Origin of the sequence: Mucispirillum schaedleri ASF457 (assembly GCF_000487995.2) — a bacterium.
GTDB lineage: Bacteria > Chrysiogenota > Deferribacteres > Deferribacterales > Mucispirillaceae > Mucispirillum > Mucispirillum schaedleri.
Genome location: NZ_CP097562.1, coordinates 1,468,108 through 1,483,076 on the forward strand (window position 1 = coordinate 1,468,108; position 14,969 = coordinate 1,483,076).

17 protein-coding genes and 1 rRNA gene are annotated in these 14,969 nt (G+C 30.0%); 8 read left to right on the forward strand and 10 right to left on the reverse strand.

Annotated features, from left to right (window positions below; genetic code table 11):
• Positions 1 to 87 precede the first annotated feature (87 nt).
• Positions 88 to 205: ribosomal RNA gene (gene rrf / locus N508_RS06915) — 5S ribosomal RNA — on the forward strand.
• 453 nt (positions 206 to 658) lie between these two features.
• Here rrf and N508_RS06920 read toward each other — a convergent pair.
• The 4 genes from N508_RS06920 to N508_RS06935 all read right to left on the reverse strand — a co-directional run bounded on the left by N508_RS06920 (position 659) and on the right by N508_RS06935 (position 2,781).
• Positions 659 to 1,264: a VirB8/TrbF family protein gene (locus N508_RS06920; protein ID WP_023275699.1), complete on the reverse strand. Its 606-nt coding sequence runs from the start codon at positions 1,262 to 1,264 to the stop codon at positions 659 to 661.
• Between the two features lie 91 nt (positions 1,265 to 1,355).
• Positions 1,356 to 1,622, reverse strand: coding sequence for a hypothetical protein (locus tag N508_RS06925; protein ID WP_040636846.1), 267 nt, complete (start codon positions 1,620 to 1,622; stop codon positions 1,356 to 1,358).
• 360 nt (positions 1,623 to 1,982) lie between these two features.
• Positions 1,983 to 2,540 carry a hypothetical protein gene (locus tag N508_RS06930; protein ID WP_023275702.1) on the reverse strand — a complete coding sequence of 186 codons (558 nt, stop codon included), beginning with the start codon at positions 2,538 to 2,540 and terminating at the stop codon, positions 1,983 to 1,985.
• The gene (locus N508_RS06935; RefSeq protein ID WP_023275703.1) at positions 2,530 to 2,781 is read right to left on the reverse strand and encodes a hypothetical protein; all 252 of its coding nucleotides are present in this window, start codon (positions 2,779 to 2,781) and stop codon (positions 2,530 to 2,532) included. Before N508_RS06935 ends, N508_RS06930 begins: the two co-directional genes overlap by 11 nt.
• A gap of 534 nt (positions 2,782 to 3,315) precedes the next feature.
• Here N508_RS06935 and N508_RS06940 point away from each other — a divergent pair.
• Together N508_RS06940 and N508_RS06945 are read left to right on the forward strand one after the other, a co-directional pair.
• Positions 3,316 to 4,062: a nuclease-related domain-containing protein gene (locus N508_RS06940; protein ID WP_023275704.1), complete on the forward strand. Its 747-nt coding sequence runs from the start codon at positions 3,316 to 3,318 to the stop codon at positions 4,060 to 4,062.
• Complete coding sequence (locus N508_RS06945) at positions 4,059 to 4,382, forward strand: hypothetical protein (protein WP_023275705.1); 324 nt, start codon at positions 4,059 to 4,061, stop codon at positions 4,380 to 4,382. The genes N508_RS06940 and N508_RS06945 overlap by 4 nt, the downstream gene beginning before the upstream one ends.
• 113 nt (positions 4,383 to 4,495) lie before the next feature.
• Here N508_RS06945 and N508_RS06950 read toward each other — a convergent pair whose 3' ends face one another.
• Together N508_RS06950 and N508_RS06955 are read right to left on the reverse strand one after the other, a co-directional pair.
• Entirely contained in the window at positions 4,496 to 4,720 is a 225-nt protein-coding gene (locus N508_RS06950; protein ID WP_023275706.1) for a hypothetical protein, read from the reverse strand.
• Positions 4,721 to 4,853: 133 nt separating this feature from the next.
• The gene (locus tag N508_RS06955; RefSeq protein WP_040636849.1) at positions 4,854 to 5,093 is read right to left on the reverse strand and encodes a hypothetical protein; all 240 of its coding nucleotides are present in this window, start codon (positions 5,091 to 5,093) and stop codon (positions 4,854 to 4,856) included.
• Between the two features lie 416 nt (positions 5,094 to 5,509).
• Between N508_RS06955 and N508_RS06960 the strand changes: the two genes are divergently transcribed.
• The 5 genes from N508_RS06960 to N508_RS06980 all read left to right on the forward strand — a co-directional run bounded on the left by N508_RS06960 (position 5,510) and on the right by N508_RS06980 (position 9,130).
• A complete protein-coding gene (locus N508_RS06960; RefSeq protein ID WP_023275707.1) occupies positions 5,510 to 6,640 on the forward strand; it encodes a hypothetical protein in 1,131 nt (376 codons plus the stop codon).
• Entirely contained in the window at positions 6,640 to 7,530 is an 891-nt protein-coding gene (locus N508_RS06965) for a formyltransferase family protein (RefSeq protein ID WP_023275708.1), read from the forward strand. Before N508_RS06960 ends, N508_RS06965 begins: the two co-directional genes overlap by 1 nt.
• Positions 7,531 to 7,635: 105 nt before the next feature.
• Positions 7,636 to 7,833: a hypothetical protein gene (locus N508_RS06970; protein WP_143815559.1), complete on the forward strand. Its 198-nt coding sequence runs from the start codon at positions 7,636 to 7,638 to the stop codon at positions 7,831 to 7,833.
• Between the two features lie 96 nt (positions 7,834 to 7,929).
• A complete protein-coding gene (locus N508_RS06975) occupies positions 7,930 to 8,250 on the forward strand; it encodes a DDE-type integrase/transposase/recombinase (RefSeq protein ID WP_023275710.1) in 321 nt (106 codons plus the stop codon).
• A 298-nt stretch (positions 8,251 to 8,548) separates the two neighbouring features.
• A complete protein-coding gene (locus tag N508_RS06980; protein WP_023275711.1) occupies positions 8,549 to 9,130 on the forward strand; it encodes a hypothetical protein in 582 nt (193 codons plus the stop codon).
• 531 nt (positions 9,131 to 9,661) lie between these two features.
• Here the strand turns inward: N508_RS06980 and N508_RS06985 are convergent.
• The 4 genes from N508_RS06985 to N508_RS07000 all read right to left on the reverse strand — a co-directional run bounded on the left by N508_RS06985 (position 9,662) and on the right by N508_RS07000 (position 14,860).
• The gene (locus tag N508_RS06985) at positions 9,662 to 12,871 is read right to left on the reverse strand and encodes an efflux RND transporter permease subunit (RefSeq protein WP_023275712.1); all 3,210 of its coding nucleotides are present in this window, start codon (positions 12,869 to 12,871) and stop codon (positions 9,662 to 9,664) included.
• A gap of 3 nt (positions 12,872 to 12,874) precedes the next feature.
• Positions 12,875 to 13,918, reverse strand: a complete 1,044-nt coding sequence (locus tag N508_RS06990; RefSeq protein ID WP_023275713.1) for an efflux RND transporter periplasmic adaptor subunit — start codon at positions 13,916 to 13,918, stop codon at positions 12,875 to 12,877.
• Between the two features lie 110 nt (positions 13,919 to 14,028).
• Positions 14,029 to 14,172 carry a CcmD family protein gene (locus N508_RS06995; RefSeq protein WP_023275714.1) on the reverse strand — a complete coding sequence of 48 codons (144 nt, stop codon included), beginning with the start codon at positions 14,170 to 14,172 and terminating at the stop codon, positions 14,029 to 14,031.
• Positions 14,173 to 14,185: 13 nt separating this feature from the next.
• On the reverse strand, positions 14,186 to 14,860 hold the full coding sequence (locus N508_RS07000) for a cytochrome c biogenesis protein (protein ID WP_023275715.1): 675 nt from the start codon (positions 14,858 to 14,860) through the stop codon (positions 14,186 to 14,188).
• Positions 14,861 to 14,969: the final 109 nt, after the last annotated feature.

The window sequence follows — 14,969 nt, forward strand, 5'->3', positions numbered from 1 at the left end:
ATACCTATAAAGTGGTTGTTACTCTATACTCCTTTTACTTAATTCTTATTTAAATGAATATTGGTTGGAATAATAAATTAAATCTGCTTTGGTGGTCATAGAGGGAAAGTAACACCTGTTCCCATACCGAACACAGCAGTGAAGGGTCCCATCGCCAAATGTACTTAGTGAAGATAACACTTGGGAGAATAGGCCGCCGCCAAAGCTTAAAGATATAAGAGCTGTCTATATTATAATAGACAGCTCTTTTTTATGCTTTAAAGGCGGCCTAAAAATGCACAGGAAGTGCATTCTTTAGTGACTGCGGAAGAATTCATTTCGACCAAAGGATAAATAAAAAATCTAGGATTGATTTTTTATTATTGATTAACAAATTGCCGCCAAAGCTTAAAGATATAAGAGCTGTCTATATTACAATAGACAGCTCTTTTTTTATGCTTTAAAGGCGGCCTAAAAATGCATTTGTATATTTTATCTTTTTAGTTTATACATCATTGTTTGAAAAATGTATTCAAGTATATACTATAAAGAAGTGCATCATTAAATTTAATCAGTCTAACAGTATCATATATCATTAATACACAGCATTATATATTTATTTATCATTTCAACACTCCTTAAGTTTTATCTGATAAAATTAATGGGATACATAATAACTTTATTTTTGATTAGTAATATCATTTTCTGAAGAATTTAATTCAGAGATACTATAATATTTAATATAAATTCCAAGTGGATTTTTTGTTAAATCTTCTATACTTTCCACAGCAGTGGGTATTAAATATACTGTAACTAAAGCCCTGTATCCTTTAATATAAAGCAGCACTCCTGATTTATCAAAAGTTTTTTCTTTCCAGTCTAATTGATAAGTATTAGATGTCATTTCTAATAAAGAGACAATTTCTACTTCTCTATTTATTTTTTTGCCTAATTCAAATGGATTTGTTGCTTTATCTTTATAAAAAACATTAGCTTTATTTATTGCAGGGTCAACACTAACTGTTCTTAAAGTTTTTATAAAAGAAGCCACTTTTGCTCTAATAATTCTTTGGTCCAGTATAGTGCCTGCACGGATTTCACCACCACCAACAGTTTCTCCCAGTTTATTTACTTCAACAATATAAGGCACAAATTTTGATTGTGAACCTATATGAATAATTCCAGCAATATATATATAATACAAATCAATAAAATGATTACAGTAATCAGTAGAAATTGTCTCTTTATTAGAGCTGTAAAAATCTGTATTTGCTAAATAACTCACTTATCTTTGCATTATATACATTTTTAGCATTAGATAAAATATGTTCTTTATTGCTTCTTTTAAATTTATATAGTATATCCATGTTTATAGCCTATATATTTAGTGTATTATTATTTAAGTATTGTATGTTTAAATAATGATAATACTTTTCTAATTCTCCAAATAAAATTTTAAGTTTATCATTATTTTCTTTACCATCAATAAACTCTATTAATGTTAAGTATCTAATAATTTCTTTAAATTCTGGATTTAAGTAAGAAATAAATATTTCAGTTTCTATCACTGAATATTTACCATAAATTTTTTTCTTATCTAAAAATATAAAGCTGGAATCTGCTTTATCTAGGATATCAAGCACGAGTTCCACATTTTCAACAGAAAAAATTTAACAATGAAAGTATGGAATACTATTGGATGATTCAAAACTTTTTTGTGTCTGGATAAATTCATCATATTTACTTTTATTATATTTTTGAGTTGAAAAAGTTTTGAATACTTTTGCACATTTTTCTTTATCAGAGAGAAAATTATTGATTTGATTAATATTTACATTATTCATTTAGCACTTCAAATGAATAATATTAGAAAAATAAAAAAATGGTGAGAGGTTATTTGAAATATGAGATGTGTAACCTTCTCCAATAAATTTTATAACTTATTTATATATAATGCTTTTTCATCTAGCATGACCTCTATTATGACTTTTGTTTTGATTAATTTATAACTGGTTTTTGTTATCCTGCATTAACAAACTTTCTCGCTCTTTTTTAAATTCACGAGCAACTAGTCTTAAAATATCTTTTCTGGCTTCTATAAAATTATTAAGTGGTTTAGTTTTATCATACCCTATACACTGCTGTTCTCTTCCAAGATATATTAAAATATCTTTTGTTCCCCTTGATACAGCAGTGGGAGCATTAATACTTTTCACTCTGCTTTCCATAAAATTTTGTTTATAAAGAATTTTATCATTTTCAAATACTTTTGCTTCTTGTATTGCTGTATCACAAGATACCAACTTTCTATCAACCAAATTTAGATTTGTATGACTAATATTAACATCATATACATCAAGACTGATTCTTTCTGAAATCAACATTGCAACATATGGTATTTTTGCTTTGTTATCTTTTGTATTAATCTGTTTTTCTATATGACTATATAGTGATACTAACTGTATTGTTGCCTTTTTTAAATATTTATCATGAAAATCATCATATTTCTTTGTCAATGTAAGATTTTGATACAGTTTTCTTTGTAACTTATCATAATTCATTTATCCAGCCTTGTTTATTAATAATTTCTCTGTTTTCTGCTTCTAATTCTTCTCTATTTTTACCACAAGCAACAAAGAAATCTATTTCTTTTGTTGTCATAGGTATTAATGATATAAGTCTATCTTCTTCTTCTTCAGAAATATCTTTATCTAATATACAATTCATATGGATGTTATGAGATATTTCTAAAATTTCTTCATCACTTAATACAATATTTTTTTCTTCTTCAATTTTAGTCATTTTATTCTCCTTTTTACTAAAAATATTATTAGTATATTATATAATATATCTATTATTATTTCAACAAAAAGGCTTGAATTGATTGGTATTTTAATATACAAATTATCTGGCTATTTAGTTGGATGGTCTTGCACAGGTGCGACTGGGTGGATTGGTTCTCTTTTCTCAACTTTAAAAAATGGAAGGGATGCCTATGGTATATGATGATCATATCATATTTTCATTATGTGTGCTATTAATGGCAATCATAATTTTTTGCATAAAAAATAACCACCTAGTGCGAATAAGTGGTTATTTTTTAATTATCAAGATTAATTAAACAGCCAACGAGGACTGTGACCCATCCAGTCCCCTGTGCTACTCTTAATATAATAAATATTTTATATAAATTCAAGCCTTTTTTACTTGTCTTTTTTTTCTTTTTAGTGTTTATTTATGCAAGGTTACATAGAATAAGTCCATAGCACATTGCGGACTGACAGTTAGTTACTCTGTATTTCCCATTAAATTATCATTATGCTATGAGAAGAAGATATGATATTGTTAGATAATTATAAAGATGTATTAGATTATTATGCAAATACACCTGCAAATATGGTAGATAAGCAACAATATAAATATGATGCAGGCACAAGTTTTGAATTAGATATAAATGATACAATCATTAAAAACTTTGATAGTTTTTTTCTTTATTGGCAAATAAAGTTTAGTTTTCATACTTTTTTTAATTGGACTGTAAATTTATCGCTAAATAATATTTTTACAAATCAACTCAATAATCAAAATAGTAACGATACAGATGTTAGTTTTTTATTTAAAGATAAAAATAATATGTTTACAATAGACCATATGATAGTTACTCCTTATGCTGTATTCATTTTAGAAGCAAAAAATCATAAAGCCCAGACTAAATATAAATCTGAATTGCATAAATGGCACATCATCAATGAAAAAAAGATTATCAATATTATTAATAATCCTGTTTTACAGGTGCTGAAATATAAAACAGTTGTTTCAACATTTATGTCCTATTATAAGATAAATTTGCCAATCATTCCTAAAGTGATTTTTAAACAGCAAGTAAATTTGGATGATATTACAGATAATGAAAAAAAATTGTGTATATATCCATGTGATTTATCAAAACTTATACATACATCAAAAAAAGATAATATTTTTCAACCAAATGAAGCTTTAAAATTTGCTAAAATATTATTTTATTATGGATGCCATCCCATTGCATATGATGATAATAAGATAAACTGGAGTGTATCAAAATGAATAAAATTTTAATTGGTATAATAGTCATTGTCTTTATATATATTATTTTATTACTGCCACATATCATAAAAATCTACAATAGAATAAAAAAAGCTAATGACCAAGCTTCTTTTGAAGTTAATAAACAACAGCAATTAAATAGTAAACCTGTTTATAATAAATCTACTCTTAATTTTAATGAAATAACAATAAAAAATAGATATTATTTAGAAACTTTTATAAATAATATAAACCCTCATTTACCGCCAGTATCAAGGGAAGAATCTAATATTGTTGATGTTAAAAGTCATATATTAAATAAAAATTTTTATAAAAATTAGGAATATCATTTCATATATAATTTTATCGTATAAAAAAAGGGGAATTTAATGCTCCCCTTATAACATATTAAATATTGCGGTTAATGCAGAAATACAGAACTCAATACAGAATGTTAATACTTATCACCATAGCTAGACATATAATCTATAAATGAACGCATATTTTCATTTAACTGCAAAATTTCTTTCAATATCTCTGAATTATATTGTGTTTGATATGCTTGAATTTGGAAGTGTCTTTCTGCTTTTTTCGCTTCATGGTCAAGTCTTTTCAAACGGTCATATCTTGCCTGCTGCTCTGAAAGTCTATCTAAATCAGCAGCTGAACATCCGCCCATTTGGAAGCAGGGAGATGAACGATATCAGCTCATAATTTGAAAAAAATAAGATAATAAGTATCGTTGCTATTTTTATATTCATAACTCTCCTCCCAAATTTTGTCCAATAAAATTTTAGACTAACTATGCAGAATTACAGCTGCATAGTTAGTTTATGCTTTTGTGGAATATGCAAAATATATATATTATATTCTTTTTGCTTGTTTTGTTCTTGTTTCTTTTCTTTATTAATATGCTGAGATAAAAATCCCTTACGCTCCTGCATAAATTCCTTACATATTTCTTTCAATTTATTCTGTCTTATTTCACATAACTTAAAAAACTGTGATGATACAGCAGATGAGTTTTTTTCATTACCGAGACTTACTATCAATTTTTTGCAGATTGTTCAAATATAGTATCTTTATTTATATCTATTTCTTTTGAGCTAAATACATTTCTTTGAAATACTTTCTCCAAATACTGCTCTTTATTATTATTCAATAATTGATATTCTTCAAGAGCTATATTACAAAAATTAACTCTACTATCAATTATAAGCGGAGCGAATAATCTATTAAAACTTTTATATTTTAATATTAATTAAATATGTATTATTTGTATTTTTTTAAATTAGAAAATAGATGAATAAATATTGTATTTTAATCATTTCAGCTATCAAAAGACAGATACTTTAAATATGTAATGCACTACTGCAATATAGATAATTCAGATTTTTGGTAAGTTCAAAGACTGAAATATATTCTAAATTATTTTGCTTTTTTTAAATGTATGCTGTAATATATATTTATGAAAAAAATAAATTTTACAGTAATATTTATACTTCAATTATTTAATGTATTATATGCAGCTCCGTTGCAGTTCAGCCCTGCACCAGATATTTCATCATATTTAAGTGATGATTTCCAAAATAATATACTGCCAAAAATCAGACCAGTATCTGATGCATACTTTAAAAAAACTGTAAAAAAATACACTCAAATATATACACCAGATAGTTTTATCCTATATCAGAATAAAATTGATGATAAATTAAGCATAAAAATTGGAAAGCAGTATTTGATGCCTAATTCCACACTTTCTATGCAGATATATTTAATAGAAAATCAAAGTGAATTTAGCTTTGTAGAAATATTTTTTATAGAATCTACTGGTAAAATCAGTCAGGTATATTCTATATCTGGTTATGTATATACTTCCTTATTTGATACAGATAATAAAAGTTTTTCTTATAAACCACAGTGGCTTTATGGAACACTTGCTTTAATATATCATGACAGTTCAGAATATACTGATTATGATATTTTAACAGATAAAAAAAGTGTTCGCCCTGCATCATTAATATTTATACCAGATAATGAAGAATATTTTTCAACCATTAATAATCCTGCCACATATCCTGCGGTAGATGTAATCAATAAAAAAAATGTGCTTACATTTTTAGTAAAAGACAGGCGTGTATTAGAATATTTTAATAAATATGAAGTAGAGCCGCAGGGAACATTTCAAAAATATTTTGGTGGTGCTGTTACAATGAAGGCATATATTTATGTATACAGTTACAGTATCAAAAGTATGGCAGATGATAAAAATAAAATAGAAATATTGTCAATCCCTGCACTTTTCCAGCTTGAAAGCGATAAAGGATATAACAGAAGCTATGCTTATCAGAAATCATTTTATAAAAGCTTATCTATAAAAGAAACAAGTGATTATATGCGGGTCCTTGAAAAACCTAACGGTCATGAAATAACAGTTATAGAAAAAGTATATTATAGAGCAAGAGATATACTATATACACCGTGGAATGATAAAGCAGCTGGAAAAGATATATGGTATGCTGTAATACTTCCGAAGCTGAATAAAACAGGCTATGTTATAAGCAGTCAGGCAGATATAACAGAGAAAGGTGCAAGATAATGAGTTATAAAAACATATTTATATTTACAAATGGATATACAGGCTGCAAAGTTCTGCAGAAATTAAAGCAGTTAAGACAGACACCGTTTATTGCAACATCAGAGCAGACTAATTTAAGAAAGAAATCAAGCGGTGATATTTTATCATTTTCAAATGATTTCCAGATATATGAAATAAATGGAGAATGTTACAGCAAAGCAAAGGATATACTTCCAAATGCTGATTTAATAATATGTATAGACTGGAAAAAAGATTATTTTGAAAATGATAAGGCATCCTGCCCTGTATATTATATGCAGCCATCACTTTTACCAAAATACAGAGGGTATGGAGCTGTCAGTGAGCAGTTTATCCGTGGTGTAGTATATTCTGGAGTAACAATATATGAATATAATGGTGTAATAGATGGCGGCGATATTATATATCAGCAGGAAATAAAAGTAGAAAATTATTTTAAAGTATCTGATTTAATGGACAGACAGGCAGAATTAACAGCAGAATTTATTGCATCTTTATATAAAGGGGAAAAATACAGCAGAAAAAAACAGCAGGAAGAATATGCCTTTTATCTGCCAAAAATTAGGAAAAACAGTAAAAAAATTGATTTTAATGCAGATGCACTGTCTGTATATAATTTTATAAGAGCTTATACTTTTCCTTTCAGCGGTGCAGTATTTTACTTCAAAGGTGAAGAATATAAAATTATGGATGCATCTATTGAATCATGGAGCGGAATAGAGGGCAGACCTGGCGAGATTGTAACAATAAATGATTATGGTATTGTTGCAGCATGTGGAGAAGGCTCTATTTTAATAAAAGAAGTAGAGTATAATGGGCAGATTGTTAAATCATTAATGATGAATATATATGAGGGTGAAATACTTATATAAATATAAAACTGTGAAAAATAGTGATTGTTTCAAAAATTTTTTTTGTTTTTTTATTTTGTATACAGGCAGTTAAAGAAATATGATGGGCCAGTTCAAAGTTTATGCTTGAAAAGTCGTAGACCATTGACCAGTCCAACTAAACACAGTGAATTAGAATTGGAGTTGATATCTACAATGTATGCAGCAAACGATTTATATGGTATGGCAGAGGTATATGTAAGACTTCTAGAATTTGGATATAATCGTAGTTCTGTAAGTATGTGTTGTGCAAATAAGGAAGAAAGGCTTAAAGTCATTAAATAAGGTAAAAAAGAGTTATACAATATATGAGAATATAACAGGTCAGTATATAGGTAACAAGGTTCAGATAGATATAAAATATGTTCCAAGGAATGTATAATGTTTCCAAGTTATAGCCAAAAATACTATAAGATAACGGCGATAGATGAATTCAGCAGAATGAGAGTATTAGAAATAGTAAAAGAAAAAAGCATATTTGAAACAGATAAATTTTTAGACAAACTGGAAAGTAAATTTGGCTTTCCAATAAATATCATTCAAGTGGATAATGGATATGAGCTTGTGAATGATAGAGAAGTAACAAATAAGAAAAGATACTTTGAAGAAACAGCAGACAAGAAAGGGTATACTATTAAACGAATAAGACCATACTCTCCATGGCAGAATGGAAAGGTAGAAAGAAGCTTTATGAGAAGATAGTAAAATTTTATATGCTAATAATAAATCTTACTTTAAAAATGAATTAATTAATGCTGTTAAAATACACCAAGAACGATACAATGATACAATAATACTGCTAAAATATGCTTAAATTTTAAATCTCCATATGAGATTGTTGAAGAAAATAAGTTTATAATATAACAAAAGATAGTTTTTATTGAATCTGTAACATATGGCCTGTTAGTTAAGATATAGTTTTTATATTTTACAGATTTTTAATTGACAATAGATTTTAAATATTGTAAAAACAATAATTGATTTATAAAATGGAGGGGCTATGGCAGCAAAACAAGCAGTAAGACCATTAAAACAAGGTGATTTAATAGGTATTTGTGGTGTTTATGCAATTATAAATGCTACAAAATATTTATTTCCAAAAGACCAGATTGATTTGGATGATTTATTTGCATTTATATTAACGAAAATAGATGAAAGAAATAATCCAAAACTTTTAACTGTTATTTTAAATGGTATGAGTAGGAGAACATTGGTAACTTTATATAATGATGTACTTAGAGAGTATGTCTTTCATATCAAGAAAGATTTAGATATGGTGGCAGAAAAGAAAAAACTGGAATCTTCTCAAATAGGAACTGCTGTTCAAGAAATGAAAGAATTTTTAGACAGAAGTAATAAAGATGGAATACGCAGAATAATTATTGTTTGTATAGATGGTAAAATAAGCCACTGGACATGTATCACAAGAATAACAGATAAGAAAATAGAGCTTTTTGATGGTGAAATAAAAAGTTATAATATTTCAAAATTTCACATTACAAAACAAGATGGTATAGTAGATTCTGATGAATTTTATATCTGCAAAGATAATGTAATATTTTTAGAAACTTATAGGGGCTAAGAATATTAAAAAGATAAAATAATGATGAGAAGTTTTGTTGCCCAGCATATTTCAGTAAAAGTTCATAGCATGTTCATCATTACAATGGAACAGTTTGTAATGCTCCAGTAGGCAATTCATATTGTCAGGTTTTAAAAAATATTATGAAAAATAAAAATATTGGTGAAGAATATAAAATTGCAGGTTATTTTTTTAGTGATTGTGCAAAGAAACCATCTACGGGTTCTGTAAAAAATATGGACTATGTCTAGTGGTTGTTAACTCCTTTATTTTATTTTTTTAGCTGAAAATAATATTTTATTTAAAGAGTTTTAACAACCACTTTTTTTATTGTTTTTTTCGCAATCGTTTTTAGATTTTACCTTATTATATACTAATTATAAATAATAATAATATTACTTAAATATATTTCCTATTTATTATCCAATATACTTATAATATTTATATATTCTAATTCTATTCTATTGATATATTTTTACAATTAATAATATCAGAATAAGAATAATCTAGAGCCTTTGCCCCCCCCCTAGCTTATTTCCCCTTATTCAGCAGGCGTTTTATATCCCTGTTTCTGCCAAAGTTTTTTAGCGGCAGTATATTTTTCAGTCTTGCAAAAAAGTTCTGTTTTTCTGTATCCTGCATATCTCCTGTATTTTCATCTTTTTTTAATCCGCCTCCTGTAAAAGAGTAAAGCACTGGAACTATAATCAATGTAAGCATAGTAGAGAATGCAAGCCCAAAAATTACTGCATTTGCCATAGGTCCCCAATACTGGCTCATTTCAGCTCCTGTTACAAACTTCATATTTTTAAAATCTATTCCATAGCCTGTAGCCATAGGAAGCATACCTAAAATAGTTGTCCATGCTGTAAGCATTACAGGGCGGAAACGGACTGCTCCTGCTCTAATTATTGCATCTCTTGCTGCCATTCCTTCTGCCCGCAGCTGGTTTGTATAATCTATCAGCACAATTCCATTATTTATAACAACTCCTGCCAAAGAAATAGTGCCTATACCTGTCATAATAATGCCAAAATTTGTATTTGTTATAACAAGCCCCCAAAATATACCGCCTATTGAGAGCACAATAGTAAATAATATTATAAATGTTTGAGATACAGAATTAAACTCTATTAAAAGCACCATCAGTATTAAAAACAATGCTGCAAGCAGAGCCTGTCCTAAAAACATACCTGCTTCCTGCTGGTCTTCTGTTTCTCCTGTATAGTTCATTGTATATCCTGACGGCAGTTCAAAATCTTTTAATATTTTCATAACATCCTGCATAACTTCCACACTGCTTCTGCCTTCTGCATTGGCTGTAACATTAACAACTCTTTTGAAATCTATCCTTGTAATAGTGCCAAAACCTGCACTTAATGTTACATCTGCCACAGAGGATATAGGCACATATTTACCCTGCGGTGTATTTATCATAAGGTTTTTTATATCGTCTATACTTTTTCTCTGTTCATCTGGCAGCCTGACTTTAATGTCATATTCATCATCGCCTTCTCTGTATTTGCCAACCTCAATACCATAAACAGAGCCGCGAACAGCCTGAGCTATACTTGAAGTATTAAGACCTAATAGTGCTGCTTTTTCTCTATCTACATCTATTCTTATTTCCGGCTTTGATTTTACATAATCATCCTTTAAATCCACAAGTCCCGGTATCTGCTCTATTGTTTTTTTCACTTTTGCTGCAATACTTCCAAGCACATCAACATCTCTGCCTGATATTTCTATACTTACAGCAGCACCAGTAGGAGGCCCCATCTGCTCTTTTTCCCACACAACTTCTGTACCGGGGAAGAAATTAAGCCGTTCCCTAATCCTGTTTATAGTGGCAGGGGATGGCTCGTTTCTATCTTCAAAATCTAAAAACTCTATTGTAAGCCTGCCTCTGTGGGTTGCTGTCCCACCTGCATCTGAATAGTCTGCAGCAGCACCACCAACTTCTCCAAGTGTAAGTTTTATATCATTTTCATTAAGAGTGGCTTCTCTAAATTTATTTACAAATCCGTTAGTTGTGGCAGCATTTGTGCCTTCTGGTGCATTTGCTCTTATAAAAACACGGGCAGGGTCGCTTTCTGGGAAAAACTCCACTCCAAGCCCTCTTGCCCCAAATAAAAACATAGGCAGTATTACAAAAAATATGGCTGCAAATAGTGCTGTGATTCTATGATTTAATGCAAAATTTACAGTTTTCATATAAAACTGTATAAATTTTCCAAACTTTAAATCGTTTTCTTCCCCTATGTGTTTATCATTTACCCGCATAAAAGTTGAGCTTATAACAGGATTAAAAACAAGTGCGACAAATAAAGATGAAAGTAGAGTAATAATAAGTGTAATTGGCAGGAATTTCATAAATCCGCCAATAACACCCGGCCAGAATGCCATAGGCAGAAATGCAAATACTGTTGTTAATGTGGAAGCTACAACAGGCCAGCCTATTTCTTCTGATGCAGCAATTGCCGCTTCCACTCTGCTTTTGCCTTCCTGCATGTGTCTGTATATATTTTCAACTATTACAATGGCATTATCCACAAGCATACCAAGAGCCATAATTAATGAAAACAATACAAGCATATTTAATGTTATTCCTAGAGCCTGCAGCACCATAAAAGATATAAGCATACTAAAAGGTATAATTACAGCTGCAAAAAGTGAATTTAATTTACCTAAAAATAAAAACAGCACTAGAAATACAAGTATAAAACCTGTAATCATATTATTTTCAAGTTCATTAACCATTGATTTAATGTCTTTTGATATATCAGTAGTCAGTGTAAATTTAACAGCCGGTGGATACTCTGCCTCTGCATCTTTTATAGCATTTTTAACATCGTTTGCCATTTCTAATATATTTGCACCAACCCGTTTTTTAATAGATACGGATATGGCAGGCACACCATTTAATGAAGCATAGGAATCTTTATCTTCAAAAGAATCAAGCACTCTTGCAACATCTCTTAAATATACAGGTATTCCATTCTTTACTGTAACAACTATATCTTCTATTTCCTTAGCATTAGTATATTCTCCGGGTATGCGGACAAGATATTTACCCCTGCCAATATCAAGAGAACCGCCGGGGATATTGATATGCTCACCCTGCACAGCATTTGCTAAATCATTCATTGTAAGCGAATAAGACTGCAGCCTTTCATAATCAAACACAATAAGTATTTCTCTATCTCTTGTTCCTGATAAATCTACTTCTAAAACACCTTTTATGCTTTCAAATTTATCCTGCATTTCATCAGCTATTTTCTTTAAATCATGTTCAGGCACATCGCCAGAAATGGCTACAACAAACACAGGGAAATCGCTCATACTGATTTCTGTAATGATAGGCTCTTCTGTTAAATCCTGTGGCAAATCACTCTTAGCCTGGTCAACCTTATCCCTTACACGCTGTAAAGCCATATCAACATCAACATCAGGATTAAACTCTATACTGATATTAGAAACACTTTCAGCACTGTATGAAATAATCTCTTTTACACCCTCTATGCCGCGTAATTTATTTTCTATTTTAAATGTAACAAGAGATTCCATATCAGTAGGCGAAACACCAGAATATATAGTTGTTATAAATATATATGGTATAGGAACATCAGGATTAGCTTCTCTAGGCAGGCTGATATATGCAGATGACCCAAATATAATAAACACCATCATTAAGAGAAAAACAGCTTGTTTCCACTTTATAGCAGCTTTTGTTATAAGCATGGTTTACTCTCCCAGACGGACAGGTGAACCGTCTGATAAAAACTGCTGACCGCTTGTAATAAGCTCCCAGCCCGGCTCAATACCTGAAATAATTATTACTTTAGAGCCTATCATATCGCCTGTAACAACCTTTTTTTCTTCTGCTTTGCCATTATTGTTTATGAAAACTACTTTCTGACCATCTTTATCTATAACAGCATATATATCTGCAACCATTACATTTTGAAATGTTTTGCGGACAATATCCACTCTTACTATCCTGCCGGGTCTTATATCTCTGTCAAGAGCAATATCTATGCGGACTTTATGGGTTAAATTGCTGGCACTGTCACTTACTACTGAAATATAGTTAATAACACCCTGCTTGATATTTTTTTTGCTGCCAATTTCAGCCACATAAACATCAACTGTCTGACCAAGCTTTAAATATTTAACATCGTTTTCAGGCACATATACATAAATTTTCAGTTTAGACATATCTATAAGCCTGGCTACTTCTGTGCCGGGAGAAACATACTCGCCAATATCTGGCATAACATCATCAATAATACCTGTAACAGGGCTTTTTATAGTGCTTTTATTATATTCATCAAGAGCAAGCCTGTATGATACTTCTGATAAATTATATGTTTTTTTTGCTGTATCATACTGCTTTTGGGAAACTGCTTTTTGAGCATACAGATTTTTCTGGCGTAAATATTCCTTTTTATCATCTTCTAACTGGACTTTTGCAGAGTTTAGGTTAGCAAGCAGATTATCTGTATTAATTTTTAATATGGCTTCACCCTGCTTTACAAATGAGCCTTCATCTTTTCCTATCCATGTGACAGGTCCAGATATTTCTGATGGAACTGTAATATCATCCCATGCTTCTACAGTGCCTGGCAGAGTGTAATAATCTGTAATATCCTGAAGCACAACTTTTGTAACAGCCACATCAGTTGGTTTTACCTGAGCAGGCATATCATCTGCCTTATTCTCACCACTGCAGGAAGATAGTATTAAAAAAAATGAAAACAGAAATAGATATAAATGAAATTTTTTCATAAAAAACACTTCTCCACATGTATAATAGTAAATGAAATTAAGAGCAATATTATAATATTAATTAGAAAGTGTCAAAGTATAAAAACTTTTTCAAGACAAAACAGCAGGATTTATCTATTTTCTTTTTCATCTTCCAGTATTTTTACTTTTTCTTCAAGCTGCTTTAATTTAGTACCTGATGCATAAAAGTAGTAAGCCAATACTAACCAAATAAGAGCATAAGCTCCAATTAAATATTCAATATTATTCATCATAAATCTGCTCCTTCTAATCTGTTTCTAATAACTTTATACGCCTTTCAATATTTATAAGCCTTAGCCTGCGTATTAAAAGCGAAATATATATAATAGTAAAAATTCCAAGACATACGAGCATAGCAGTAAGCATATCAGGGTGCAGCCCGCCGCCCCCTTTCTGCACTACATTTGGATGTATTGTATTATTCCACCACTGTATTGATAAAAACACAACAGGCACATCAATAAAGCCAATTATACCTACCGCTGCAGAAAATTTTGCACGCCTGTCGCTTTCATCCATAAACTGCCTTAGCATAATATAGCCTACATATATAAACCATAAAAGAAGTGTAGAAGTAAGGCGTGGGTCCCAAGTCCAGAACTTGCCCCATGCAGGTTTCGCCCATAAAGGACCTGTTAAAATAACAATAGTGCAGAAAGCAAGCCCTATCTCTGCTGAGGCTGCTGCAATATCATCAAAAGTATATTTTTTTGTAATAAGATACAATATACTTGCCACAAATGTTACAAAAAATGCAGCAAATCCAATCCATGCAGAAGCCACATGAAAATAAAATATTTTTTGCACTATTCCCATAATTCTTTCAACAGGTGCATAGAAAAAAGCAAAATAAAGCCCAATAGGCACTGCAGCAAAAAGAAGTATAGAAAATATTTTGTCTAGTTTTGCAAGTTTAAACATATTAACTCCTATTAAAAATTTTTAAAGCGGCTTTTCTTTTTCCTTACTATTCGGGCGGGAAAAGACACCTCTCGCAAAAAACACTCGTCCATAAAATTTTTAAAACACA

Bases quoted from the DNA above. Each gene is read 5' to 3' on its own strand.
- N508_RS06995 (WP_023275714.1), bottom strand. From the start codon at position 14,172: ATGATGAATAATATTGAATATTTAATTGGAGCTTATGCTCTTATTTGG.
- N508_RS06960 (WP_023275707.1), top strand. From the start codon at position 5,510: ATGAAAAAAATAAATTTTACAGTAATATTTATACTTCAATTATTTAAT.
- N508_RS06975 (WP_023275710.1), top strand. From the start codon at position 7,930: ATGTTTCCAAGTTATAGCCAAAAATACTATAAGATAACGGCGATAGAT.
- N508_RS06935 (WP_023275703.1), bottom strand. From the start codon at position 2,781: ATGACTAAAATTGAAGAAGAAAAAAATATTGTATTAAGTGATGAAGAA.
- N508_RS06940 (WP_023275704.1), top strand. From the start codon at position 3,316: ATGATATTGTTAGATAATTATAAAGATGTATTAGATTATTATGCAAAT.
- N508_RS06980 (WP_023275711.1), top strand. From the start codon at position 8,549: ATGGCAGCAAAACAAGCAGTAAGACCATTAAAACAAGGTGATTTAATA.
- N508_RS06985 (WP_023275712.1), bottom strand. From the start codon at position 12,871: ATGCTTATAACAAAAGCTGCTATAAAGTGGAAACAAGCTGTTTTTCTC.
- N508_RS06945 (WP_023275705.1), top strand. From the start codon at position 4,059: ATGAATAAAATTTTAATTGGTATAATAGTCATTGTCTTTATATATATT.
- N508_RS06930 (WP_023275702.1), bottom strand. From the start codon at position 2,540: ATGAATTATGATAAGTTACAAAGAAAACTGTATCAAAATCTTACATTG.
- N508_RS06950 (WP_023275706.1), bottom strand. From the start codon at position 4,720: ATGGGCGGATGTTCAGCTGCTGATTTAGATAGACTTTCAGAGCAGCAG.
- N508_RS06990 (WP_023275713.1), bottom strand. From the start codon at position 13,918: ATGAAAAAATTTCATTTATATCTATTTCTGTTTTCATTTTTTTTAATA.
- N508_RS07000 (WP_023275715.1), bottom strand. From the start codon at position 14,860: ATGTTTAAACTTGCAAAACTAGACAAAATATTTTCTATACTTCTTTTT.
- N508_RS06965 (WP_023275708.1), top strand. From the start codon at position 6,640: ATGAGTTATAAAAACATATTTATATTTACAAATGGATATACAGGCTGC.